General features: G+C 38.0%; 18 protein-coding genes. 9 read left to right on the top strand and 9 right to left on the bottom strand.

Annotation, left to right across the window (positions count from 1 at the left end; translation table 11 throughout):
* Window positions 1-456 precede the first annotated feature (456 nt).
* Window positions 457-1,968: a carotenoid isomerase gene (gene crtH, locus IQ244_RS18555; protein WP_193896716.1), complete on the top strand. Its 1,512-nt coding sequence runs from the start codon at window positions 457-459 to the stop codon at window positions 1,966-1,968.
* A 90-nt stretch (window positions 1,969-2,058) separates the two neighbouring features.
* Here crtH and purT read toward each other — a convergent pair whose 3' ends face one another.
* From purT to IQ244_RS18525, 7 genes are all read right to left on the bottom strand, one after another.
* Window positions 2,059-3,234, bottom strand: coding sequence for a formate-dependent phosphoribosylglycinamide formyltransferase (gene purT / locus IQ244_RS18550; protein WP_193896714.1), 1,176 nt, complete (start codon window positions 3,232-3,234; stop codon window positions 2,059-2,061).
* Between the two features lie 50 nt (window positions 3,235-3,284).
* The gene (locus IQ244_RS18545; protein WP_193896711.1) at window positions 3,285-3,782 is read right to left on the bottom strand and encodes a pentapeptide repeat-containing protein; all 498 of its coding nucleotides are present in this window, start codon (window positions 3,780-3,782) and stop codon (window positions 3,285-3,287) included.
* A 29-nt stretch (window positions 3,783-3,811) separates the two neighbouring features.
* Window positions 3,812-4,117, bottom strand: coding sequence for a sensor histidine kinase (locus IQ244_RS32550; RefSeq protein WP_228059002.1), 306 nt, complete (start codon window positions 4,115-4,117; stop codon window positions 3,812-3,814).
* Window positions 4,117-4,965: a sensor histidine kinase gene (locus IQ244_RS18540; protein ID WP_228059001.1), complete on the bottom strand. Its 849-nt coding sequence runs from the start codon at window positions 4,963-4,965 to the stop codon at window positions 4,117-4,119. The genes IQ244_RS32550 and IQ244_RS18540 overlap by 1 nt, the downstream gene beginning before the upstream one ends.
* 382 nt (window positions 4,966-5,347) lie before the next feature.
* A complete protein-coding gene (locus tag IQ244_RS18535; protein ID WP_193896709.1) occupies window positions 5,348-7,276 on the bottom strand; it encodes an ABC-F family ATP-binding cassette domain-containing protein in 1,929 nt (642 codons plus the stop codon).
* A gap of 70 nt (window positions 7,277-7,346) precedes the next feature.
* A complete protein-coding gene (locus IQ244_RS18530; RefSeq protein WP_193896707.1) occupies window positions 7,347-7,763 on the bottom strand; it encodes a DUF1824 family protein in 417 nt (138 codons plus the stop codon).
* A gap of 80 nt (window positions 7,764-7,843) precedes the next feature.
* Entirely contained in the window at window positions 7,844-8,692 is an 849-nt protein-coding gene (locus IQ244_RS18525) for a prohibitin family protein (protein ID WP_187308020.1), read from the bottom strand.
* Window positions 8,693-8,832: 140 nt separating this feature from the next.
* Between IQ244_RS18525 and IQ244_RS18520 the strand changes: the two genes are divergently transcribed.
* Together IQ244_RS18520 and IQ244_RS18515 are read left to right on the top strand one after the other, a co-directional pair.
* Window positions 8,833-10,641: an ABC transporter ATP-binding protein gene (locus tag IQ244_RS18520; RefSeq protein ID WP_193896705.1), complete on the top strand. Its 1,809-nt coding sequence runs from the start codon at window positions 8,833-8,835 to the stop codon at window positions 10,639-10,641.
* A 31-nt stretch (window positions 10,642-10,672) separates the two neighbouring features.
* The gene (locus tag IQ244_RS18515; protein WP_193896703.1) at window positions 10,673-11,101 is read left to right on the top strand and encodes a hypothetical protein; all 429 of its coding nucleotides are present in this window, start codon (window positions 10,673-10,675) and stop codon (window positions 11,099-11,101) included.
* 76 nt (window positions 11,102-11,177) lie between these two features.
* On the opposite strand, the gene IQ244_RS18510 is transcribed toward IQ244_RS18515, so the two are convergent.
* Window positions 11,178-12,827: a hypothetical protein gene (locus tag IQ244_RS18510; protein ID WP_193896701.1), complete on the bottom strand. Its 1,650-nt coding sequence runs from the start codon at window positions 12,825-12,827 to the stop codon at window positions 11,178-11,180.
* 406 nt (window positions 12,828-13,233) lie between these two features.
* Between IQ244_RS18510 and hpsE the strand changes: the two genes are divergently transcribed.
* The 3 genes from hpsE to IQ244_RS18495 all read left to right on the top strand — a co-directional run bounded on the left by hpsE (window position 13,234) and on the right by IQ244_RS18495 (window position 16,700).
* Window positions 13,234-14,214: a hormogonium polysaccharide biosynthesis glycosyltransferase HpsE gene (hpsE, locus tag IQ244_RS18505; RefSeq protein WP_193896699.1), complete on the top strand. Its 981-nt coding sequence runs from the start codon at window positions 13,234-13,236 to the stop codon at window positions 14,212-14,214.
* A gap of 286 nt (window positions 14,215-14,500) precedes the next feature.
* Window positions 14,501-15,484, top strand: coding sequence for a glycosyltransferase (locus tag IQ244_RS18500; protein WP_193896697.1), 984 nt, complete (start codon window positions 14,501-14,503; stop codon window positions 15,482-15,484).
* 46 nt (window positions 15,485-15,530) lie between these two features.
* Window positions 15,531-16,700 (top strand): glycosyltransferase family 4 protein, encoded by a 1,170-nt coding sequence (locus IQ244_RS18495; protein WP_193896695.1) that lies wholly within the window; start codon window positions 15,531-15,533, stop codon window positions 16,698-16,700.
* A gap of 15 nt (window positions 16,701-16,715) precedes the next feature.
* Here IQ244_RS18495 and IQ244_RS18490 read toward each other — a convergent pair whose 3' ends face one another.
* Window positions 16,716-17,462, bottom strand: a complete 747-nt coding sequence (locus IQ244_RS18490) for an FkbM family methyltransferase (protein WP_193896693.1) — start codon at window positions 17,460-17,462, stop codon at window positions 16,716-16,718.
* Between the two features lie 310 nt (window positions 17,463-17,772).
* Between IQ244_RS18490 and htpG the strand changes: the two genes are divergently transcribed.
* The 3 genes from htpG (at window position 17,773) to hpsA (ending at window position 25,494) form a co-directional block, all read left to right on the top strand.
* A complete protein-coding gene (htpG, locus tag IQ244_RS18485) occupies window positions 17,773-19,743 on the top strand; it encodes a molecular chaperone HtpG (protein ID WP_193896691.1) in 1,971 nt (656 codons plus the stop codon).
* A 205-nt stretch (window positions 19,744-19,948) separates the two neighbouring features.
* Window positions 19,949-20,185, top strand: a complete 237-nt coding sequence (rpmB, locus tag IQ244_RS18480) for a 50S ribosomal protein L28 (RefSeq protein ID WP_015110986.1) — start codon at window positions 19,949-19,951, stop codon at window positions 20,183-20,185.
* A gap of 593 nt (window positions 20,186-20,778) precedes the next feature.
* Window positions 20,779-25,494 (top strand): hormogonium polysaccharide biosynthesis protein HpsA, encoded by a 4,716-nt coding sequence (gene hpsA / locus IQ244_RS18475; protein ID WP_193896689.1) that lies wholly within the window; start codon window positions 20,779-20,781, stop codon window positions 25,492-25,494.
* The last annotated feature ends 55 nt before the right edge of the window (window positions 25,495-25,549 follow it).

The following is a 25,549-nucleotide window of genomic DNA, read 5'->3' as shown; positions in this document are numbered from 1 at the left end:
AGTTAAAACTTTTCGAGTAGCTAGTGAGAAATTTCGTTTAGCTCGACATCGTTATAATCAGGTAATAATGGCTGTATGTGGATTAGTTAGGTTACATCTAAATTATTCGTTTATACTAAGTAATGAAACTTGAATTATCAGCCTTTAGATTTTATTATTTAGAAAGCTATATTTCTGAAAACTTTTAATAAGTTTGATATTTTCATCCCCAAAACTTTATTCTTGCGTTCAGCCATAATTAGTGTTTCATCCCAGTTATAGTTCGTGTGACGCTTTCACAGTAAGCTTTTTATCTTTTGTGGACAAGTCTATTAGTCATTGGTCATTTGTTGGGGTTTTAAGCACAGAAGTACAGGCCACCCCAGAGATAAGTCCAAAAACTCAGCTTTCTCCCATAAAATTAGGCTATTTTTGATTTTGTAATCCTAACAACCAATAACAAAGGATAAATGACCAATGACAAATGACAATTTTGTGTTTGACGCAATTATCATTGGTTCGGGAATGGGGGGCTTGGTAACAGCAACTCAACTAGCAGCCAAAGGAGCTAAAGTTTTGGTACTAGAACGTTATCTGATTCCCGGTGGTAGTGCAGGCTATTTTGAACACCAGGGTTATCACTTTGATGTGGGGGCATCAATGATTTTTGGCTTGGGGAAAAATGGCACAACTAACTTGCTGACTCGCGCCCTGGATGCAGTCAATATGGATCTAAAAACAATACCCGATCCAGTACAGATTCATTATCATCTTCCCGATGAATTAGATATTAAAGTTGACCGGGATTATGAGAAATTTTTGCAAAATATTACTGCTTATTTTCCGCAAGAAGCAAGAGGTATTCGGCGCTTTTATAACGAATGTTGGCAAGTTTTTAATTGCCTGAACAGTATGGATTTATTGTCGCTAGAAGAACCTCGGTATTTGATGCGGATGTTTTTCCGGCATCCTTTAGCGTGTCTGGGTTTACTTAAATATCTACCAAAAAATGTTGGAGATGTCGCACGACGTTATATTAAAGACCCCTTATTATTAAAATTTATTGATATGGAATGTTATTGCTGGTCAGTAGTACCAGCGAACATGACACCAATGATTAATGCAGGTATGGTCTTTTCTGATAGACATTATGGCGGTGTTAATTATCCTCAAGGCGGAGTAGGAATAATTGCTCAAAAACTAGTAGAGGGTTTAAAAAAAGTTGGCGGTGAGATTCAGTATCAAGCTAGGGTAAAAAAAATTCTGATAGAAAAGGGATGTGCTGTCGGTGTAGAACTAGCTAACGGTCAAATTTATCGAGGTAAACGCATAGTTTCTAATGTTACACGCTGGGATACCTTTGGTAAATTAATTCCTGAAGATAAAATACCCAATAATGAGAAAATATGGCAACAACGATATGAAAAATCACCTAGCTTTTTGAGTTTACATATAGGTGTCAACAGTTCAGTTTTACCCAATGACACAGAATGCCATCATATTTTGTTAGAAGATTGGGCGAATATGACAAAAGCAGAAGGCACAATTTTTGTTTCAATTCCCACATTACTTGACCCAGATTTAGCCCCAGAAGGACATCATATCATTCATGCCTTCACACCTCACTGGATTGATGGTTGGTTAGGTCTGTCGGCAAATAGGTATGAAGCAAAGAAAGAAGCCGCAGCTTGGCGAATTATTGAGCGACTAGAAAAGATTTTTCCTGGGTTAGATACAGGGTTAGATTATCTAGCCGTAGGCACACCCCGCACTCATCGTCGTTTCTTAGGACGAGAAGATGGGACATACGGGCCAATTCCCCGGCGGAAATTGTGGGGCTTGTTAGGAATGCCATTTAACCGCACAGATATTCAAGGACTTTATTGTGTCGGTGATAGTACCTTTCCGGGTCAAGGGTTGAATGCTGTCGCCTTTTCTGGTTTTGCGTGCGCCCATCGCATCGCTGTAGATTTAGGAATTGGGAAATAGTTAATGCTAGTTTTTCAATTAGTGATAGTGCAATCAATCCAAAAAGAGCGAGAATACCCCATTTCTGAGGTATCCTGACTTCGAGATTCTTCAAGTCGAAATGATTTGGACTTTATTAGCTGCTGTTGTAGCTTTTTCTCTCGCCTGTTGAACATTTGCGGCTTTAGCTAAAGCTACGCCCATCCGTCGATAAGGATGAGCCGATGGTTTACCAAATAATTTAATATCGACATCTTTTTCTGCCAAAGCTTCAGCAACACCAACAAAAGAAATTGAATCTGATTTTTCTGAGGCTAAAATTACAGCACTAGCTGAAGAGCCAAGTTGTTCAATATAAGGAATGGGTAAGCCTAAAACAGCCCTTAAATGCAATTCAAATTCATTCAGATTTTGGGAAATTAATGTCACCATCCCTGTATCATGGGGGCGAGGTGAAAGTTCCGAGAAAATTACTTCATCTTTGGTGATGAAAAATTCCACACCAAAAGTTCCGGCTCCGCCTAAAGCATCGGTGACTTTTTTAGCTATTACTTGAGATTCTAAGATTTTATCTTCAGATATGCCTGCTGGTTGCCAAGATTCTTGATAATCGCCTCTTTCTTGACGATGACCGATAGGAGAACAGAAAATTGTTGGGGCATTCCATTGTTTAATTGTCAGCAATGTTATCTCAATTTCAAAATTAATAAATTCCTCGACAATGACTTTTTGACTGTCGCCTCTAGAATTAGCGATCGCATAATTCCAAGCCTTCTCAACTTCACTCTTACTTGCTACTACAGATTGACCCTTTCCCGAAGATGACATCACAGGTTTAACTACATTCGGAAAGCTAATTTCATCAGAAATCGCAATTAATTCTTCGAGGGTTACAGCATAACCATATTTAGCTGTTCTAATGCCTAACTCTTTATGTGCTAATTCCCGGATTCTGTCACGGTTCATTGTGTAGTTAGTTGCCGCTGCCGTCGGAATAACTGTAATCCCTCTTTGTTCAAATTCTAGTAACTTTTCTGTTCTAATTGCTTCAATTTCTGGTATTATCAAATCAGGCTGATGCTTTGTGACCACTGCTTCTAAATCATCTGCACTCAGCATCGAAATTACTTCTGCATAATCAGCAACCTGCATAGCTGGAGCATTAGCGTAGCGGTCAACAGCAATTACATAATTACCAAGCCGTTGAGCAGCAATCACAAACTCCTTGCCAAGTTCACCTGAACCCAACAGCATCAATTTTTTAGGTAACTTAATAGAATTACTCATCAATTTAACCAGAAGATTTTCAATATCACCATCTTATAGTTTTTCGGATTTCAATTACCATTATTTGGATGAGTAAACTTAGCTCCCCGCAATTGCAAATCTTGATACTGTAACTGAGTTAAACCAGTACCTTGACCAAACTGACACCCTTCTACTAAAGCCTCTATCCAAATAGTTTTATTCAGAGTTGCACCTGTTAAATCAGCATTGCGTAAGTCAGCTTTGGTAAAATTAGCAAACAGGAGATCAGCATTAACTAAACTGCTACGTTGCAGATTAGCATTAATTAAGTTCCCTCTAATGAAATTTACTTCGTCTAATATCAAATCGGATAAATCTGCACCAGCTAAATTAGGGAATTTTAGCTGCCGAGGATTTTGAAAAAATCGCATAATGCAAAGAATATTAACGTCATTTAGTTTAATGTGAGTTAAAAATCGATAACGACCTATTCCTAATTTATTGAGAGTTTTTAGCCGTTCTTCAGGGGTTTCTTCTAAAAAATAAATTGCTATATTTCGTAATTCTTTATCTGACAAATTTAGCATTAGACAAAATATAAATAAATTATAAATATTTATTTTTTAATAGGAAGTATAATATCAATTGTAGTTCCTTGGTTGGTAAGAGAAACGCATTTAATAGAACCACCATGTTGCTCAACAATAATTTGATGGCAAATAGATAAACCTAAACCTGTTCCTTGACCAACAGGCTTAGTAGTAAAAAAAGGTTGAAAAACACTTTGGCAAATATTATCATTCATCCCACAACCATTGTCACTAATTGAGATAGTAATTTGGTTATCTTGAGACTGAAATGTCCGAATCCAAATAGTTGGTTTTTCAGATTTATTTTCATCGACATTAATTTCTTTTTGCATTAAGGCATGGCATTATTAATTATATTGAGGAACACTTGATTTAAAAAGCGAGGGTTACAAAAAATTCGCGGGATTTTACCGTAATCTTTAATCACGGAAATAGGTTGGCTATTAATAGCATAGCGGTTAAGGCGATGTTGCAAAATCACAAGTGTGCTATCAACACCTTGATGGATATCAGCTTTTTTATAATCAGATTCATTTAATCGTGAGAAATTGGAGAGTGATTCGACAATCTCGCTAATACGAGTTGTGCCAGTTTCCATTGATTGCAAGAGCTTTGGTAAGTCTATATGGATAAAATCTAGGTCGCTTTTAGCCAGAGCTTTGACAATTTTGGCATCTGGATTTGGGTAGACAGTAGCATAAGTGTCTAAAAGATTGAGTAAGTCACTAGTATATTGACGAAGATATTCTAAATTGCCATGAATAAAACTGACTGGATTATTAATTTCATGAGCAACCCCCGCTACCATTTTCCCCAACGCTAACATAGTTTCGCGTTGAATTAATTGTATTTGAGATTGTTGAGTTTCTTGTAATTTCGACAAAGCTGATTCTGCATTTTCTTTAGCTAGGCGATATTGCTCCTGCATGAAAAACAGTCGTTGCAGTGTTTGGTAGTAAATAGTAACGCTAAACAAAACAAATAATGATCCAAAAAAGAACACCATGCCTGTCAGCAATGGTATCCATTCAAATAGTCTTGTAATTGTTAAATAAATACATAATGAATAACCACCCAGAAAAAAAACCATGAGCGAAAACATGATTCGCCAACTAAGTTGATCTGGTTCTGTCTTGAAAAATGTGAGAATTTTTCGTGTCCTGAGAATGGATAGTCCCATTATTCCAGCCCCAAGAGTAATCAGGATAATAATAAAAGACAGAACAATTGGAGAACTTAACATAGTATTGAGTCAGAATATACATAACAAACTGCGAGATAGGCTGTAAACTATCACCAAGAATGCAGGAAAAATGCACCCTCGCTGGTTATTGTGAACTAGCTGTCTCAAAGCAGTTCACGCAACTGGTGTTGGAACAAGACACCAGAGTTTAAGCCTTACTAGCTGAAGCCCTCAATAAATTGTTGGATAAATAGGGTAAGCAACCAATTGCTTGATAACCGAGTTCTAATCTAATAATAGAAATGCCCTTACCAAAGGGCAAGGGGCTACACCCTGAGGAAAAGAGAATGCTAGAAACTTCAACAAAGCTTCATTAATTTCAAGATTCTATTTCGGCTAATTCTAACCAGCGTTCGGTAGCTACATCAATTGCTTGTTTGAGAGTTTCCACTTGTTCATAGAGTTTTTGGACTTGGCTATAATTTCCGGGAGCAACTTTAATAATTGCTGTTTCTGCTGCAACTTTTTCAGCTTCTAGTTGAGAAATTTTTGCTTCTAGCTGCTCAAATTCTCGCTTTTGCCAATTTGATAATCGGCGACGTTTTTTGGTGTCAGAATCTTTTGCTTGAGTGGCTGTTTGAAGTTCAGAATTTTTTGGTTTATCGTTATTTTTAACTGTTTCTTGTTGTGCTGCTTCTTCAGCTTTTTTATAGTCGAGGTAGACTGAATAATTGCCAGGATATTGACGGAGATTTCCGCCTTCTTCTAAGGAAAAAATTGTGTCAACAGTCCGGTCTAAAAAGTAGCGATCGTGAGAGACTGCTATGACACTTCCAGAGAAATCTTCTAGGTAATCTTCTAATACTGCCAATGTCTGCACGTCTAAATCATTGGTAGGTTCATCTAAAATTAAGACATTGGGCGCACTTATTAATATGCGTAATAAAAATAAACGGCGTTTTTCTCCGCCAGATAGTTTATGGATTGGTGCATACTGCTGGTTTCCCGGAAATAAAAACCTCTCCAACATTTGAGCAGCAGTGATTTTCGTCCCATCAGCAATTTGGACAAATTCGCCTTCTTCTTTAATGTAGTCAATCACGCGCTGATCTTCATTCAAAGCCGTGAGTAATTCTTCAGAATGTTGGTCAAAATAACCAATGTGAATTGTAGAACCAATTTCTACCCTACCTGCATCCGGCTGTATTCGCCCGGTGATGATGTTCATTAAGGTAGACTTACCAGCGCCGTTACCGCCAATGATACCAATGCGGTCTTCTGGGCTGAATTCGTAAGTAAAATCTTTAATCAGAGTTCTGTCGTTATAAGCTTTAGAAATATTCTTCAGGTCAATAACCTTTTTGCCAATGCGACGGCTGACGGTAGAAATATCTACTTTACCCAAACCTTGCTTAAACTCAGTTTCGCGCATGGCTTCGACGCGCTGAATTCTGGCTTTTTGTTTTGTACTTCTGGCTTTGGGGCCACGCTTTAACCATTCTAGTTCTCGACGTAAGACTCCTTGATGTTTGCGTTGGGTACTAGCGGCGGATTCTTCAGCTAAGGCTTTCTTTTCGAGGTAATATGAATAATTGCCTGTGTAAGTGTAAATTTCCCCTCTGTCAATTTCGATGATGCGATTGGTGACTTTATCTAAAAAATAGCGATCGTGAGTAATTAATAACAATGCGCCACGAAAGCGATTTAAATAACTTTGTAACCATTCTACAGACAGTGCATCAAGATGGTTTGTCGGCTCATCCATCAGCAAAACGTCTGGTTCTGATAGCAGTGCTGTTGCTAGAGCAATCCGCTTGCGATATCCTCCTGATAATGTGGCGATGGGTGCATCAAAATCGGCAATTCCTAATTTGGTGAGAATGATTTTAGCGTTCGTTTCCAGTTCCCATGCGCCAGTAGCATCCATCCGTTGCATAACTGTAGACAGACGAGACATTAACTGACTATCTTCAGGATAATGGGCGAGTTTATCTGATAATTCTTCATACTCACGTACGAGTTTCATTTGTTCGCCACTGTCAGCGAAAACTTGTTCTAAAACTGTACGATTTTCATCTAAATCTGGTTGCTGAGGTAAGTAGATGATTTTAGCACCGGAGCTAGTGATAATTTGCCCACTATCAATTGATTCTAGTCCAGCGATCATTTTTAATAAAGTTGATTTGCCAGAACCATTAGTCCCAATTAAACCAACTTTATCATTAGCATCGATGCTAAAATTAGCATTATTTAATATTTCTTTGATTCCAAAATCTTTTTTAACAGATTGGAGTGTAATAATACTCATAATATATAGTATTTTTTTATTTGTGAGTTTGAGTAGATAAGGTAACAGCCTTACCTACATTCTCCCAACTTTAGGCAAATAAATCGAGGGGTAGATGTCCATACATTTCGTTGATTCCTCTTTCATCATAAGATTGGCAAGATACTAATACACCACGATGATGTCCAGCATAGGAATCGAGATAGCACAAACCATTTTTGCCGTTTAATTTTATATAAACTGGGCCTTCAGTTGTGGGTAAATCAGTTGGGACTTCATAACCTAAAGCCTGGGAGTAAGTTTTCATGGCGAGTAGTGCTTCTTCAGCGGTGTCAGCACAAATGCCCAATATTTGATAGTCAGAAAGTTTGGTGATTAAGATTAAAGCCTGACGGACTAAGGCTTTTTCGGAAGTATCGAGGACTGGTGCAATATCTAAGCAGTTGAATTTGTTGAGGAATTTTCTAGCTTCGGCAACAGTCAGAGGAAGTTGATTAGAATTTGGCATAGATTGAATCATGTTTTTCGAGAATTTACCTTTGTGTATGAGGTGAAACCAGTCAAATTTACTTGGTTAATTTACCTGAATTATTGTTGGTTGGGAACGTTCCCCAGGTTGAAGATAAAGGGTACACTACTTTGTGATTTATCTCCCATAACTAACACTTTAGGCATTTGTGCGCCGCCTGTTTTCCATGCTTCAATTGCTTCTTTTTGCAAAACTAATTGCCCACCTTGAGCTTTGAGAGTCTCGGCCAAAAGTCTTTGTGCTTCGGCTTTACCTTTAGCACGGTTAATTTCTGCTTGGGCTTCTTGTTCAGCTTCTCGTGCTACATAAACTGCTCTTTGGGCGCGTTGTTCGGCTATTTGTTTTTCTTCGACGGCTCTGGCAAATTCGGGTGAGAAAGTTAAGTCAACCACACTAGTATCTAACACAATTATTCCGTATTTGTCTAAGCGATCGCCTAAAGCATTATCAAAATCTTCTTTCAGTTCACTGCGTTTGGTAATAGCCTCTTCTACTGTTCTTCTAGCAGCTGCTATTTTAAATGCTTCTTGGGTTTGAGGGGCAATGATTTTTGATACTATATTTTCTAAGGTTCCTTGTTTTCTCCGCACCTGAACTACTTGTGAGGCATCTAGCCGAAAGTTGATCGCAAACCTCGCCGATAAATTTTGCAGATCCTTTGTCGAACTTTCCGCTGGTACTTCAAATTTTTGCACTGTTAAATCATACACATCGATCACGGAAATAAAGGGCGGTTTCAAGTGAATCCCCTCCAATAAAGCACCATCTCTAGCTTTACCTAAAATGCTAATCACCGCTGCTTGCCCTGGATTGATAATAATAAAGGCATTTAGTCCGACAATCACCAGTAGTCCTAACAAAATTCCTAAAACTGTAGTTTGCCAATTTCCCAATTGTTGACTTTTCAAGGTTGTATCTCCTTTTAGATTTTCCGGCAACTCCTGTATTATGGTGACACTCATTTGTCTGCTGAGGCTGGCTCAAGTCTAAAAATTCAGATACTTTCCTCTTCCGTGTTATTATCAAATGCACGCAATTTTAAAAGACTGTGGCTATAGCATTTAATTCTCGTCAGATATTAAAAAAGCGTAGACATTCAGTGCATCCCCTCCACCGCCTGCTTGACTACGGCAACCAGTACCGTCAACAAATCTGGTTAGCAATTGGTTGTTCTATCCTCAATAAACTTTTTGATTTAGCACCACCAGGATTAATTGGCGTGGCGGTGGATGTAGTAGTAAAACAGCAGGATTCTATCATTGCTCAGTTGGGTGTAAAAGATGTCTTTGGACAATTTTTAATTCTTTCTCTACTCACTGCGATCATTTGGATACTAGAGTCGGTTTTTGAGTACGCCTACGCTAAACTGTGGCGTAATTTGGCGCAAAATATTCAGCATAACCTACGACTGGACGCATACAAACATCTGCAAGATTTGGAACTAGCTTATTTTGAAGAACGCAGCACTGGTGGTTTGATGTCCATCCTCAGTGATGATATCAACCAACTAGAACGTTTTTTGGATGTGGGAGCAAATGACATTATTCAAGTTGTCACTACGGTAATAATTATAGGTGGTGCTTTCTTTGTATTGGCTCCTAGTGTAGCGTGGATGGCGATGTCGCCAATGCCCTTTATTCTCTGGGGTTCCTTTGCTTTTCAGCGGTTACTTGCACCACGTTACGCCGATGTGCGAGAAAAGGTCGGTTATTTAAATGGGCGACTGGTAAATAATTTAAGCGGTATTACTACTATTAAAAGTTTCACTGCCGAAGATTATGAAAGTTACCGTTTAGCAGAAGATAGTGACGAGTACAGAAAAAGTAATGCTAAAGCAATTAAACTTTCGGCTGCATTCGTACCCCTGATTCGGATGTTGATTTTAGTTGGTTTTACAGCATTACTATTATATGGCGGAATGGCTGCTGTTGCCGGAAAAATGACGGTAGGCACCTATAGTGTTTTGGTGTTTTTAATTCAACGCTTGTTGTGGCCTTTAACTCGATTAGGTGATACATTTGACCAGTATCAACGGGCGATGGCTTCGACTAACCGAGTGATGAATTTATTGGATACACCGATCGCAATTCATCCAGGAAGTATAGCCTTACCTGTGGATAAAGTCCTCGGCGCGGTGGAATTTAAGGATGTCACTTTTGCTTATCAAGATAGATTTCCGGTAATTACAAATTTATCTTTGCAAATTCCTGCTGGCAAAACGATCGCCATTGTTGGTTCTACAGGTTCCGGTAAAAGTACCCTTGTCAAGCTGTTATTAAGGTTTTATGAGGTCGAACCGGGAACAATTACGGTAGATGGAATTGACATCCAAGACTTAAATTTACGTGATTTACGCCGTTGTATTGGCTTAGTCAGCCAAGATGTATTTCTATTTCACGGCACGGTAGCGGAAAATATTGCCTATGGGACTTTTGATGCTACTGATGAAGAAATCATCACAGCCGCTAAGGTGGCAGAAGCCCATGAATTTATTCAAAATCTGCCCCAAGGTTATGAGACAATTGTCGGTGAACGCGGACAAAAGTTATCTGGTGGACAACGCCAAAGAATTGCGATCGCGCGTGCAGTGTTAAAAAATCCCCCAATTTTGATTTTAGACGAAGCCACCTCCGCGGTAGATAATGAAACCGAAGCCGCTATCCAGCGATCGCTAGAAAAGATTACAGTAAATAGAACCACAATTGCGATCGCTCATCGTCTTTCCACAATTCGCAACGCCGATTGTATTTATGTCATGGAATATGGACAATTAACAGAATCAGGAACTCATGAGGAGTTGTTAGATAAAAATGGAGTTTATGCTAGTTTGTGGCGTGTGCAGTCAGGTTTGAGATAAGTTTCGCGCAAAGGCGCAAAGGTTCAAAGAAATGATGTTTGGTAGTACCCAGCCGGAAACAGGTGATAGTAAGTGGCGTAGTCAGTTAGATAGATTTGTGAAAGCAAATCAACAAGAATTAGCGGCGTTATCTTGGGCATTGTGGTTAGAAAATGGCAATAGCCAAGGTACTATCGGCATTGATTTGCAGCCAACTCCGCACTTTGTTTATTGTCCCCAAGAGGCGATAGAGAAATTCAATGAAAACGTTGAAAATCGGCTGCAAGAAATTATTGGAATCATTGAACATCATCAGCCAGAAGTAGAAGTGTTGATAATTGGTATTGGCAAGGGGGAAGTTAAGTTAATTCAATTTGTACCAGAACCATCACCACCTGATTGTTTTGCCCAAGTTGGTAAAGATGTAGATGGCTTGTTGGATTTGTTGGAACAGCGAATGAGTGGTGAGATTGTTGTTTAACGCTGAGTAACGTTAAGGAAAACGCAAAGTAACGCAGAGGAAATTAAAGTATTTCTCTGCGTTACTTTTTAATTTATTAGCTGTGCCACAGTCTGTAAAACTCTGGATAATTTAGATTTTCGGCACAATGCCAGATAATTTTAAACACAGCCTCATAGCGATAAGAACTATTTTTGTAAGATTGTTGGTTCAAATAGTCTTTTAATGATGTGAGGACTTGCGGCAAATGTTCAACTTGCAGGATTTTAATCAAACTGTCAGATATATCTAACAGATAGGATTCATAAGATAGACTGCTGGTAAGATTATTGCAGTAGTTTTGATTGTCATCAGCAGCCTGAAAGTTTTGGATGTATCTGATCACGATAGGAATAATTTCGTTGAACTTATCTTTTACCAATGTGCTGCTTGCATCAAGTAGTTCTAGATTTTGAATTGCTGTCATCAAGAATATTTGATGCAAATTGTTTTCTTGTGTTGTAGATAATGTAAAAATTGCCTGTGGATTACCGGGGTCTATTTTTGCCAAACTATTAGCTATATCTAAACGCAATGATTCATCTTGAGTATTTTTGAGTAAATGGGATAATGTACTAATTGCCAATTTATTACCAGGATCTAACTCTCCTACCAGGCAAGCTGCTTTCTTAAGAAAAAATTCATCCTGAACCTTTTCTATTTTCTCTAATAGAGTTGTAATCCCAATTTTATTACCTGGGTCAATTTTTTCTAAACTCTCAACTGCGTCACATAACAAATAATAATCTTGAGTTGAAGTAATTAGCTCAGTTAAAGTGACAAGTGCAGCTTGATTACCCAAACCTAGTGATCCCAAATCCTTCACGGCTATGTTTAGATATGAATGCTCTTTCGCATTCCTAATAAGCTGAATTAGGGCATTAATTCCTCGTTCATAAGTAGGATCAATTTGTGCCAGACTTATAGTTGCTTGCCATGCAATATACTGGGCATCATCGGGATATTTTGGGGATTGACCGAGATTGTTAACTAATTTGAATAGAGCATTAATGGCAATTTGATTACTAGAGTCTGCTTCTAGGAGACTTCTAGCTATTTGCAAACATTCTATATCAGACTGAGCATTTTGAAGTTTTTCAGATAAATGTGCGATCGCAGTTTCATCTACTACTGATATTTGCCTAAAGATTTGACAAATCTGGCAGAATATAAGGGTAGGTTCATCCTCAGCAATTGGCATTAACGCCAAAGCTGCGATCGCACTTCTATTACCCTGATCGAGTTTTCCTAGCTTCTCAGCCGCTAGTCGCAGAATTGTGCGACTTTCAGTTGTATGAACCAAATAAACAAAAGCCGCGACTACTCGTTTTCTATCAGTTAATTCCAGCGTTTTTCTCGCCGTCTCAACCAAAGGTTGCGGAAGTATCTGCCAATCTCGCTTATCTTGACGGAAATAGCCATAACTCCATTTGAGAAGTTGTTCGACAATCGTATCAGCCAAACTGCATTCGGGAAATTTAGCGATCGCCTCAGCCGCCAGAAAATAGGCGCGATAGCGATAAAAACCGCCGCAGCCGTCATCAAAATCTATTAAAGCCTGGATAAAATCTTCTTTTTGCTGCTTATTGACATCCTCTCGACTGAACCAGTGGAGAATCTCTGCTTTCCACTCCGGTTCAAAGATGCGGTAAGTACCTTGATTTAGATAAATGCGATCGCTATTAGAGAAATACTGACAATCATCCATTGCCTCCTACCCACTTCAATGATGTGGGACGAAAGATAATCAAATGATTTGTATCCTATAAGTTAGCTGGCTGTCAAGTCTGTAAAAGATACTACGCCAAATTTCTCCTTGTCTTAGCATTAATGACTACTATCAGCATTGGTCGATGAATTGTTGGATTTGTTGGAACAACAGATGAGCGAAAATTTTGATAATTAATCTCAATCTCTATTCAGAAAGCTACATTTAAGTAATTTCACTGGTGATTTCCCTTACATATAATATGTTAGATTGTTGTGATTTCATTTGATAATGAATGCAACTATTTAACATTACCTAGTTGCCAAAAGAAGGCAGTAAACTAATTATTTGCTGCTAGGTTTTTTAAATTGATATTAGATGTATATAATTTCAGACTTGTCTCATCATGGCTATTGATTTTACTGTAGCAATTCCCACTTATAACGGTGAGAATCGTTTACCTAAAGTATTAGAGCGATTACAAAATCAAATTGGTGTTGAAAATATTACTTGGGAAATTATTATTGTTGATAATAATAGTACTGATAATATAGTAAAACTAATTGACGAACATCAACAAAAATGGCAGAAACCATGCCCTTTAAAATATATTTTTGAACCAAAGCAAGGTGCTGCTTTTGCGAGAAACAGAGCCATTATTGAAGCCAAAGGTGAGCTTGTTGGTTTTTTAGATGATGATAATTTACCAGCATCTAACTGGATTATAGAAGCTTATCAATTTGCCCAAACTCATAAACAAACTGGAGCTTACGCCAGTCAAATTCATGGGTGTTTTGAAGTAAAACCACCAGAACATCTTAAACCAATATTGTTTTACTTAGCAATTACCGAAAGAGGTGAAACACCTCATAAATATTATCCTCATCGTCAAGGTTTCCCTCCCACAGCTGGCTTAGTAGTCAGAAGAAATGCGTGGAAAGATAATGTTCCTCAGCAACTTTTTTTAGTTGGGAGAATTGGTTCATCTATGTTAGGAGGTGAAGATGCTGAAGCCTTATTTTATATTCAACAAGCAGGTTGGGAAATCTGGTATAACCCTGCAATGGAAGTAGAACATATAATTCCTGCTTGGCGGTTAGAAAAAGTCTACCTCCTGTCGCTTATGAGGGGAATTGGTCTAGCTCGGTATTACTTAAGAATGTTACTACTTCAAACTTGGCAAAGACCTTTTGCTTTTTTTGCATATTTGTTGAACGATACCCGCAAACTAGTATTACATTTCATCCGTTATCGACAAGCCATATCTACTGATATTGTCGCAGCTTGCGAAATGGAAAGACTTATCAGTACTTTAATTAGTCCTGTTTATATTTGGAGACTGAAAATGCAGAAAGCTCTTGTCAGTATTAACAACAAATCAATATAGCAATCCGACTTAATTTCTAAACTATGTGTAGGGTGGCCATTTTAAGTAAAATTATCAATCTACATAGAATATATTAAGTAGAATGGTGCAAATAAACCTAATTATGTAACGAAAAGTAAAATGGCTTGAAAACCTCTTCCCTACTGCCTTCTGCCCTCTCCCTCCTGCCTTGTCATAACGACAATTTTTAACATCAACCTACTTAATCAATGTCTATCTTACAGATACCTAAGTTTTTTCACAAATCAAATATGAGTCCTATATATACAAATTATTAGCTCATACTATGCCACTAGTCTCTGTCATAATTCCTGTTTATAATGCTGAAAAAACAATTCAAAAAACTATCGAGTCTGTATTAGCACAAAGTCTATCTGATTTTGAATTAATTATAATTAACTCCAGTTCCTTCGACTCCACATTAAATAAGATTTCTAATATAAACGATTCCCGTATTAAATTATTTACTTATCCTCAAGCTAATGTATCTGTTAACCGTAACCGTGGGTTAATACATACGACTACTGAATTTGTTAGTTTTCTAGATGCAGATGATCTTTGGAAACCAGATAAACTTGAGGCACAATATCAGGCATTACAAGAAAATCGAGAAGCTGTGGTGGCTTATAGTTTTACTGATGCAATTGATGAAAACGATAATTTTTTACGGAAATGTAGTCATGCTAATTGGACAGGTAACGTTTATTCAAAACTATTACTAGATGATTTTATTGGTAGTGGTTCTAATGTGATGGTGCGTAGACAAGCTTTTAGAGAAGTTGGTGAATTTGATGAATTGCTAACTAATGCAGAAGACACCGATATGTGGTTAAGATTAGCTGCTCATTATAATTTTATCCCTGTCAAAAAAGTTCAAATTCTTTATCGTGTATCAGTCAATTCTAAGTCATCTAATATTTTAGGCTCTGAGTCATCAAATTTACGCATAATTAATCAAGTATTTAATAATGTACCTTCTTCATTAAAGCACCTAAAATCCTACAGAATTGCTAACCTTTATAAATATCTTAGTTATAAAGCACTTACAGTAGAGCCAGGTAAGCAAAACACATTTCACTCTGCTAGATTTTTATGGATGACCATTATGACTGACACTCATATACTCAAAAAAATGATTATTTATAAAGCTATAACAAAACTAATAATTATGACTGTGTTACCTAGAAGTATAGCTAAATCGATACTCCAACAAGTTCCAAAAATATCTGATGTCAGTACTTTTTTTGGTTATATAAAAACAGATATTTAAGTGAAATAATAAATAATGTCTGAATTTAAAACTTATAAAATAACTTATGAAAATTGCTTACGCCACTATAAATGATATTTCCAATCCCAGTTCTTGGTCAAAAGATATTCAAGGAATTTGTGCAGCAGGCTACAATATATCACAACATTTAACAGATGAATCTGTTGAAATAGACTACTTAGGGCCACTCAATAAAAATTTTACAGCTTTAACTAAATTAAAATGGAGTTTTTATCACTATATATCTAAAAAAGATTATTATCGTTGGGCAGAACCATTAATAGTTAAAAATTATGCTCATCAACTTCATAAAAAACTAAAAAATTCAGATTCAAATATAGTATTATGTCCAGAAAATATAGTCCCAATTACTTATCTAGAATGTAAGCAACCGATTGTCTTATGGACTGATGCAACTCTCAGTTCTTTAATCAACTTTTATCGGCACATGGAGAACTTGTGTCAAGAAAATATTCGTAACATCCATTCAATGGAAGCAGAAGCTTTAAATCGGTGTAAGTTAATTATCTACACATCTGATTGGGCAGCTAAACAAGCTATGAAGACATATAATATTGCTGCTAACAAAATTCAAGTAGTTCCTTATGGAGCCAACTTAATCTGTAATAGAAATATTGAAGATATTAAGAATATTATTCAATCTAAGCCGAATACTCCATGTAAATTATTATTTATCGGGGTTGACTGGATTAGAAAAGGAGGTAGCATAGCTTTTCACATTACAAAAGAGTTAAATAATCTGGGTTTAAAAACTGAATTAACAATAGTTGGATGCAAACCCCAGATTAATGAATCTTTACCACAATTTGTCAAATATATAGAATTTATCGATAAATCTAAAAAAGCTGGGTTGGAAAAAATAAATCAATTATTTGCAGAAGCTCATTTTTTAATTTTGCCAACCATAGCAGACTGTACTCCTCACGTTGTGGCTGAAGCCAACTCCTTTGGAGTACCTGCTATATCTACAAATGTAGGTGGTCTAGCTACTTTGATACATGATGATCTGAATGGAAAAATATTTCCCTTAGATGCAAATATTTCTGCATACTGCAATTATATAATCACAATGATGTCCAATGATCATGATTATTATCAATTGGCATTTTCATCATTTTATGAGTATCAAAATAGATTGAACTGGAATGTAGCAGTACAAAAAACTAAAAAATTAATTAAAGATTTAATTGTTTAGTTTTAGATTTTATAATTATTTTTTTTCTAAAAAAAGTTCTTCCAGAATACCAGGATTTTTGGAAAACTTATGATTTATTTGAAAACCTAATTCTGCTAATTTATATTTAACAGAATTAGCTTTATCGTCTCCGATCGCCTTTGGATGAATTTCAATTACCAGTTTCTTGACATTATAGAAATCAGCATATTTAAGCAAGTCATATTCTCCACCTTCAATATCAATAATTAAAAAGCTAGGGTTAATTTTTCTAATTTCTTGATTAAATGACTTAACTGCAACAGTGATTGGTTTAGCGCCTTCATTCCAAGGAATAATCGAAGAAGACCAAAAATTTTTGCCTACATAAAAAGTTTGCTCTCCATTTTCTTCGCCTACAAGACAAATTTCTAAATTTGGTAAAACTTGATTTATTTGATAGGTTTCACGGATGGGAATTTCTAATCGAGGGTTGGCTTCATAAGTAAACACTCTTTCAGAACCAATACGTTTAGCACAATAGCTAGAAAGTAAACCTATGCCAGCACCTAACTCCATAACGATATCATTGGTTGAAAGTTGAGATTTAACTGCGCGTAATTCAGAACTTTCATATTCACCAATATACATAGCCTTTTTTACAGGTGGGGAAATATGTTCACCAATTTTGATTTTAATTCCTTCAATCTGAATTATCTTTGGTTGAATTAACAGCCTGTATTCTTTCATGGCACGTTTATAAACCCGCTGTATAAATTGATTGTTTATCTTTAGTTTTGACATAATCCTATAAATATAGTTCAATAATATAGTCTCAAAAATTACTTGCTATATCTTCAGTAAAAATATTGATTAGTTTTTCAACCTCGTGAAGTTGGACTTTTATATATTGAAAAATAACGATAAAAATTTTACTTATCAAAGGCTAGACTTCTCATAAATTTAGATATTTATCTTGAGAAAATTAAGTCGAAATTACTTTAGTAGGGAAATCCGAACAGCTATTGGGGGAAAATCAGGCTGTAAAACAGAGCAATAACCCTCACTCTACCTTTAAGATCCTCAATGAGAATCTTTTATCTAACCATAAGTTATGCTAGAGCAAGGCACTATCAGTATTCATACTGAGAATATTTTCCCAATTATCAAAAAGTCTCTGTACTCAGATCATCAAATCTTCCTGCGGGAATTAGTCTCCAATGCTGTAGACGCTATTCAAAAGCTAAAAATGGTATCCCGCGCCGGAGAGTACAGTGGTGATGTAGGTGAACCAGAAATTCAACTTGCCATTGATAAAGATAAAAAGACTCTTTCTATTACCGATAACGGTATAGGGATGACCGCAGAGGAAGTCAAAAAATATATTAACCAAGTTGCTTTTTCCAGCGCAGAAGAATTTATCCACAAGTATCAGGGAAAAGCAGACCAACCGATTATCGGTCATTTTGGTTTGGGTTTCTACTCTTCTTTTATGGTGGCGCAAAAGGTAGAAATCGATACCCTATCTTACAAAGAAGGGTCACAAGCAGTTCACTGGACTTGCGATGGATCGCCAGAATTTGTCCTAGATGAGTCTCTCCGCACTACTCGCGGTACAACTATCACCCTCACCTTGATGACAGATGAGGAGGAGTATTTAGAGTCATCACGAATCAAGAATCTTGTCAAGACTTACTGCGACTTTATGCCAGTACCCATCAAGCTAGATGGTGAAGTATTAAATAGACAAAAAGCGCCTTGGCGAGAGTCTCCTAGTAGTTTAACAAAAGAAGATTATTTAGAGTTTTATCGCTATCTTTATCCTTTCCAAGAAGAACCGCTACTGTGGGTGCATCTGAATACAGATTATCCCTTTATTATCAACGGAATTCTGTATTTTCCCAAAATGCGCCCAGATGTGGATGTAACTAAAGGGCAAATCAAATTATTCTGCAATCAAGTGTTCGTGAGTGACAACTGCGAAGAAATTATGCCGCAATTCCTGATGCCGATGCGGGGTGTAATTGATAGTAGCGATATTCCTTTGAACGTGTCGCGCAGTGCTTTACAAGGCGATCGCACTGTCCGTAAAATCGGTGATTATATAGCGAAGAAAGTAGGCGATCGCCTCAAAGAACTTTACCGCGATGACCGTGAGCAGTACATTAATGCTTGGAAAGATCTCGGCACTTTCGTCAAATTTGGCGCTCTCAACGACGAAAAATTCAAAAAACAAGTCGAAGAAATTATTGTCTTCCGCAGTACCGCCAACTTTGCCCAAAAAGCTGCTGAAACTCCCGCAGTTGAAGTACAATCCTCAGAAGGTGATGCTTGGCAAGATGTCACCCCAGCAACTTCTAGCAGCGCTCCCTACACAACCATCAAAGAATACTTAGAACGTAATAAAGAACGCCACGAAAATCGGGTTTTCTACAGCACAGATGAAGCCACCCAAGCCGCTTACATAGAACTACACAAAAACCAAGGCTTGGAAGTTCTGTTTATGGACTCCTTCATTGACACCCACTTCATCAACTTCTTAGAGCGGGAATATAATGATGTCAAATTTACCCGCGTAGACTCCGACCTAGATAATACCCTGCTAGATCAAGACAAATCTGGTGAAATAGTTGACCCCAAAACCAACAAAACCAAGAGTGAAGTTATCAAAGAGCTATTTGAAAAAGCGCTGAAAAAACCCAAAGTTAACATTCGCACCGAAGCCTTAAAATCCGATGATCCTCAAGGGACACCTCCGGCAATGGTGCTGTTACCAGAAATTCTCCGCCGTTTGCGAGAAATGAATGCCATGATGCAGCAGCAAAATGCAGAATTTCCTGAAGACCATATTTTACTAGTAAATACTGCCCATCCTCTAATTCAAAATCTGACAAATCTTAGCCAAGGTAGTATCATCCAAGATGGGGCAGAGTCACCCACAGGTCAGCTAGTCAATTTGATTTGTCAACATGTTTATGATTTAGCACTGATGTCTCAGAAAGGCTTTGACGCGGAAGGAATGAAATCTTTCGTCGAGCGCTCAAATGACGTACTCACCAAGCTGACGGAACAAGCTAATAAGTAGTACTGAGTAGTACTGAGTAGAACAGAATTTACGCAAAGAAGTCTTTTGTTGAGAAGGGTTTAAGGATTTGGCTGATTGACAACTGCACACCCATCTACCCTTACACCCCTAAACAAATAATCTTATGACGTAAGTCCTGCTTCTACCTCTCCCTGTTCTGTTTCTGAAGCCCTAAAATAGAAAGGTTGTATTCAAATCAAATCCTATGTCTCGTCGCTGTGAACTAACTGGCAAGAAAGCAAATAACGCCTTTGCAATTTCTCACTCTCATCGCCGTACAAAGCGTCTTCAACAGGCAAACCTCCAAAATAAGCGCGTTTGGTGGCAAGGTGGAAATCGCTGGGTAAAACTTAAGCTATCTACTAAAGCCATCAAAACCTTAGAAATCAAAGGTTTAGAAGCAATGGCTAAAGAAGCAGGTATTAACCTGAACCATTACTAAACCCTCAAGCAAAGTGAAGTCAACGAAATAGTATGTATGTACTTCTTGTACACATATACCTAGTTTTGAGTTATTCATGCTGATCTTTTGAAATATTAAGGATGAGACACTGAGATTCGTTGAACTCACCTTCAAGCAAGGTATCAACAGCTAATGTATTCAGAATATTGATGCTATCAACCTCCCTATTTCGGGGAGGTTTTTAATTAATTCATATTTTTTCTATTCAATTGATATGTTTTCTTTTAAAGTTGGGTAATTTAAGCTTATATTGTCAAACACATCTTCATAAAGTTGCATTCAAATGTCAACTATGTTTTTAAAGTTAATATGAAGCATCCGTGTTTTATCCCATATCAGCAACAAATTCATTTAATTGAAAAAATCCGTATTTTCCAGAAAATCTAAAAAGTTGAGCAATGATATAACTTAAACATCATTGTCTAGTGTTTTACTGTGTTGAGGTATTAGTTTAACAAGTCAAGCAACAACTATTATCTATACAAAAATTAAGCCTGGAGAATTACTCAACAGGTAAATTTCACAATTGCCAAAAATAAATTAGCATTAAACCACTTGACAGGAAAGCAGTTATGTCCTTAAAACGCCAGCTAGTCAAGATAACCAAAATCATCTCTAAAAAACTTTATCCATCCTCTTTAATTGCCGTTAAAAAGCAAATTAATTGGCTGTTGCGAACTTTATTTCTCAGCAGAAGAAGACGACGAGACTCTATAAATGCTGGTTTTGTATTGCCAACAGTTGCGATGGTCGCACTAGTGGTTGTTTTATTGACTACCGCAATTTTATTTCGTTCTTTTGAACGCTCTAAAAATGCCACTAATGTGCGGGTCAATGAGGCTGTTCTTACTGCTTCTATGCCAGCAGTTGATCGCGCAACATCAAAATTAGAACAATTATTAAATGACCCTTCACTACCACGCTCAACTCCCACAGATGTAGCGTTATACGATGTTATTAAAAGTAATACTAGATATGACTTTGGTGATGAAACACGTTTGAAAGTAGCTGCTGACTTTAATGGCACAACAGGTATTCAAACTAGTTCAACACTGGAAAATAATGAAACTTTAACGACTGCCTGGAAATTTCCTGTTGATACAGACAACAACGGAAAATTTGATAGCTTTACCCTTTACTCTATTTATTTTCGTAGTCCGCCCCGTAATACAAGCAACTTATTTAATAGAGCCAGAAAAGCCTTAGATGCTAGAACACCACCTATGGATAAAAGCCAAGTAGGTGGAGCGTGTGCAGATGCTATTGGTACAAGTGCCAGCTTAGTGGGTGATGCTAGTTGGTACAAGTCAGGAGGGAATTTAGCTAAAAGCTTTTTTGTTTACACGGTTAATGTACCTATTGATAGTCTGGGCAGCCTTGATACAACAAAATATGAAAAGGGAAATCGTGGCTTCTCTGCATTAGAGTATCAACAAGACCGAGAGCGTATTCCTGTTAATAATAAAGCAGTCTGGTTTGAAAATGACCTAGAAATTTCTCCGGGTTCTGATTTACTTTTAAATGGTTCTATTCACACGAACGGTAATTTATTGGCTGGGGGACAATTTAGTGGTGTAGATATTGTTTTCCGTCAAGTCAGTAGTAAAAACTCCTGTTACTATGAACCCGACAACGCAAAAATTACAATTGGGGGGAATTTAGGAACAGGAAACGTTTCACAAACCACTAATAAAGAGCCAATAAGTGTTCATTTATTTCGTGGTTATAAAACAAACCCTTGGACTGGAGATCAGTCTAGCCCAGCAGTCAAAATCAAGATTGCTGGTAGTACCAACCATAAATCAACAACAGAAAATGGTGGTCAAAGGTTAGGACATAATGATGCTGCTTATAACAAGCGCATCACTTTGATGAAAGAAACTGCTCTTGGTCTTTGTACTACTTGTGCAACACAAACCACAGTTACAGGTTTAAAGACTGCTGTTCAAGGTGTTACTAGATATCCCCAAGACGTAAAAAGTAATGTTGTTACTAGGATTGATCAAAGTACTGGTTTAGATGTTGCCAGTGCTTACGGGATTTTGGGTGATGAAATCGAGTTGTATTTAAGAAACCGTACTCGCCGTGTTCCTTTTGCGGAAGTTAGCAGTGCCATACCGAGTGATACACAAGCACTTGGTACTTATACAGCCAGTAACGTTTTCCCTGGTACTGGAGAAATTGAAGTACCTGCTGCGTGGAGAGAGATTACCACTACTAATACAGGCTTAACTCTCAGTCTTGATAAATTACCAGCCACAGAACCAGAACAACAAAAAGACGATGGTAAAGAAAACTATTCAGGCGATCGCGTTGCTATTGGCAATAACCTGCCGGCATACTGGAAAAATAGTGATAATCAATATGTTACAGGTCAAAAAGCTCGTCAGCCTGTAGATAGCGGTACAACTAAATGGGATAACCCCAACACCATAGCCCGTACTCGTGCTTCGCAAGTACAACCACAGCTGAACTTAGGTGTAACCGACCGCAATGACTTTTGGGAACAAAAAGCTGTTGAAGATAACTCAGCCAATCCTTTATCTAATGTCGGCGGTTTGCGAGTTATTACAGGCGCAGGTATCTATGTCGATGATGATGGTGGTGCTACTTCTGGTACAGGTTCTTTTCCTCGTAGCACGCGCTCATTTTTGGCAAATCCCACGCTAGATGCAAATTTTGTTGGTAGTGGTGGAGGCAAAATGCCTACGCCTGCGGGGTTTAAAGATGCAGGTACAGCACAGACTAACATATTAGTTTGGCCTGATACCATGCCGATGACAGGAGCGCCTGGAGAAACCAGAAAAGGCGACTTACTCATGCGGGCTACGGCAGTTTATCACTTCAAAAGCAGTGCTGGTACTGCCCAAACTCCGATAGCTTGTGTGAGTAGCTACTTTGATCCAACCAATAATATTACTGCTCAAAACCTATCCACTTTAACTGCAACTTGGAAATATCCTTCACCTGCGGATCAAGCTACAACTGCTGGTAAGTCTAACAACGGTATTGTTTATGCTTTCCCTACCCGCACCATTAGTAGTGCCAATTTGACAATACTCAAACGACAAGCAAGATTAGTCTTTCCCAATGGACGTATTGCCAACGAACCTTTGCGAAAGGCAATGGAAAAATACACAAGCAATGGTAGTGCTTTTACTAATTTCACAATGGAAGAATATTCTGCTGTTGATACTGCTTTGTGTGCGCTTTCCATTTTGAATGGTGCAACACCAGCTACATCTCCAGCTCTTCCTCATGGCGCAATTAGAGAAGCAGCCTTTTTAGATGCTAGAGAAGTGAAGGCTTTACAAAATCGCACTGACTATCAAACGGGTACCCAAGGCGAATACAACTTGGACTTAGAACAACGTCAGCCATTAGAGGTTCGTGTTACCGAAATTAACTTAGGTCGGCTGGCAAATACAACCATTGCTACAACTGAGTATTTATTACCTAAGAGTGGCATTATTTACGCTACTCGTGATGATGCTCTGCCGGATTTAAGTTACAAAACCATTGAACCAACTGCTTCAACAGATAAAGCACTGTTATTTAGTCAAACCGACTTCAAACTTGATCCCACCCGTCGTCCTAACGGGATTCGACTCTTTAATGGCAGCAATTTAGCACGAGGTGGAAGTAATAGTACAACTTACGATCCTTCAGAAAAGGGCTTAATTTTAGTCAGTAACACACCAGTTTACATTAAAGGTAATTTCAATCTGCATCAAAAGTCTGATGGGACTGCGGTTGAAGAGTTTTCTGACTATAGTGAAACCAACTCTAGCCAATTCTACAACCGAGCCACATTCAATACCCATTTTGCTTGCCGCCCAGGAAGAGGTGGATGTCCTAATAGTGCTGGTGATGGTGATGTGTGGCGACCATCAACTATTTTGGCTGATTCTCTTACTCTGTTATCGGGCGATTTTCTCGACGGTTTCCGTAATCATGGTGATTACGACATCAGAGATAATGCCAGCAGTATCCCAGATACACAGTTAGTTAACAATTTTGTGACTAGTGCTAACTGGGCAGATTCTACTACTGGATATCCAAGTAATACTTTCAAAACTTCTTACCTTGCCAATGGTGCCACACCAATTCAGCGCCGAACTGACTTTAACGAGTATCTCATGGAAGTTTGTGTCAAAGTACCCGCAACAACCTGCGGAGATGGAGACTGGTATATTAAACCTGGTACTACTGGAGCATTAAAAGTAGCAGATTTAACTTTCAATGTTGCTCTCGACATTACAAACACACATCAGGCTGGTACAACTGCCCAACCTGCTATTTCACAATACCAAAGCTACGCTCGTAGAGTCGCTTTTGTCAGAAACAGCAGTAATCAACTACTGGATGATACTGGTGCTGTAATTACTGATGCCACGGTCGCAAGTACAAAACTCCCAGTACCAATAGGCATTGATAGTACTGGCAAAGTACAAAAGTACCCCTACAGTACTTTCAACACTATTAGACCCCGCTCGGTTACTAATAAATCAGCATTATGGTTTAAAACTACCAATAGAACTGCTAGTCCAATTGATCCTACAAGCAATGAATATTACGCAGTTGATCAACCACTATTCTTGAGGTCACGACCATTTGGTACTCAACAACCTCCTCTTGTACCAGTGCTACAACTTTACAGCCCTCAAGGAACCCCCAGTAATAATCTCAACCAAGGAGTCAAAACACCTGGTATTCAACAAGAATGGGTACAAAAAGTAACCAGTGACAATATTTTCAATTCTAGTTTTGTCTCAGGTAATAGCCCTAGCCGCCCAGAAGAAGAATCTGCTGGTTTACAGAACTTTGTTCGCTTTCTAGAGTTTTGGGGTGGTGATGGTAATACTCAGTATGCAGCCAAGATTAGGGGTAGCTTTATTCAATTCAAACGCAGCAGTTATGCTACTGCACCTTTTGCCGGTATCACGGCAGCTGACGCAGCAGCGACCGGTAGTGCGACTAATAACCGCAGTTTCTTTGATTTCCCCTACACGACATATTGGACTAACAAAGGAACTCCACAAGGAACCACGGCTTACTACACACCACCAACTAGAGATTGGGGTTTTGATGTAGCCTTGTTATCTCAATTACCAGACTTGTTTGCTCAGAGATTTACTGTGCCACAAGCAGGGCCACCAGCAGAATATTTCCGTGAAGTTGGTAGGGATGATGACTGGGTGAAAACTTTGTTGTGTGCTGCTCAAGGCTCAAGTTATGCAGTTCCAGCTAGTTATCGTCCTTCTTGTCCAAGTACTCCTTATCCTTAAAAATGCTGCTTGAAGGTTGGTAATTCATCATGATTAGACATAAGCAATTCAGTCA

Origin of the sequence: Nostoc sp. LEGE 06077 (assembly GCF_015207705.1) — a bacterium.
Taxonomy (GTDB): Bacteria; Cyanobacteriota; Cyanobacteriia; order Cyanobacteriales; family Nostocaceae; genus Nostoc_B.
This window is presented reverse-complemented; position numbering and strand designations above follow the sequence as displayed.

Excerpts from the sequence above, each read along its gene's own strand:
- IQ244_RS18535 (WP_193896709.1), bottom strand. The coding sequence starts at position 7,276 with ATGAGTATTATTACACTCCAATCTGTTAAAAAAGATTTTGGAATCAAA.
- IQ244_RS18500 (WP_193896697.1), top strand. The coding sequence starts at position 14,501 with ATGCCACTAGTCTCTGTCATAATTCCTGTTTATAATGCTGAAAAAACA.
- IQ244_RS18530 (WP_193896707.1), bottom strand. The coding sequence starts at position 7,763 with ATGCCAAATTCTAATCAACTTCCTCTGACTGTTGCCGAAGCTAGAAAA.
- IQ244_RS18540 (WP_228059001.1), bottom strand. The coding sequence starts at position 4,965 with ATGGGACTATCCATTCTCAGGACACGAAAAATTCTCACATTTTTCAAG.
- crtH (WP_193896716.1), top strand. The coding sequence starts at position 457 with ATGACAAATGACAATTTTGTGTTTGACGCAATTATCATTGGTTCGGGA.
- htpG (WP_193896691.1), top strand. The coding sequence starts at position 17,773 with ATGCTAGAGCAAGGCACTATCAGTATTCATACTGAGAATATTTTCCCA.
- IQ244_RS18515 (WP_193896703.1), top strand. The coding sequence starts at position 10,673 with ATGATGTTTGGTAGTACCCAGCCGGAAACAGGTGATAGTAAGTGGCGT.
- IQ244_RS18545 (WP_193896711.1), bottom strand. The coding sequence starts at position 3,782 with ATGCTAAATTTGTCAGATAAAGAATTACGAAATATAGCAATTTATTTT.
- hpsA (WP_193896689.1), top strand. The coding sequence starts at position 20,779 with ATGTCCTTAAAACGCCAGCTAGTCAAGATAACCAAAATCATCTCTAAA.
- IQ244_RS18510 (WP_193896701.1), bottom strand. The coding sequence starts at position 12,827 with ATGGATGATTGTCAGTATTTCTCTAATAGCGATCGCATTTATCTAAAT.
- IQ244_RS18495 (WP_193896695.1), top strand. The coding sequence starts at position 15,531 with ATGAAAATTGCTTACGCCACTATAAATGATATTTCCAATCCCAGTTCT.
- rpmB (WP_015110986.1), top strand. The coding sequence starts at position 19,949 with ATGTCTCGTCGCTGTGAACTAACTGGCAAGAAAGCAAATAACGCCTTT.
- purT (WP_193896714.1), bottom strand. The coding sequence starts at position 3,234 with ATGAGTAATTCTATTAAGTTACCTAAAAAATTGATGCTGTTGGGTTCA.
- IQ244_RS32550 (WP_228059002.1), bottom strand. The coding sequence starts at position 4,117 with ATGCAAAAAGAAATTAATGTCGATGAAAATAAATCTGAAAAACCAACT.
- IQ244_RS18490 (WP_193896693.1), bottom strand. The coding sequence starts at position 17,462 with ATGTCAAAACTAAAGATAAACAATCAATTTATACAGCGGGTTTATAAA.
- hpsE (WP_193896699.1), top strand. The coding sequence starts at position 13,234 with ATGGCTATTGATTTTACTGTAGCAATTCCCACTTATAACGGTGAGAAT.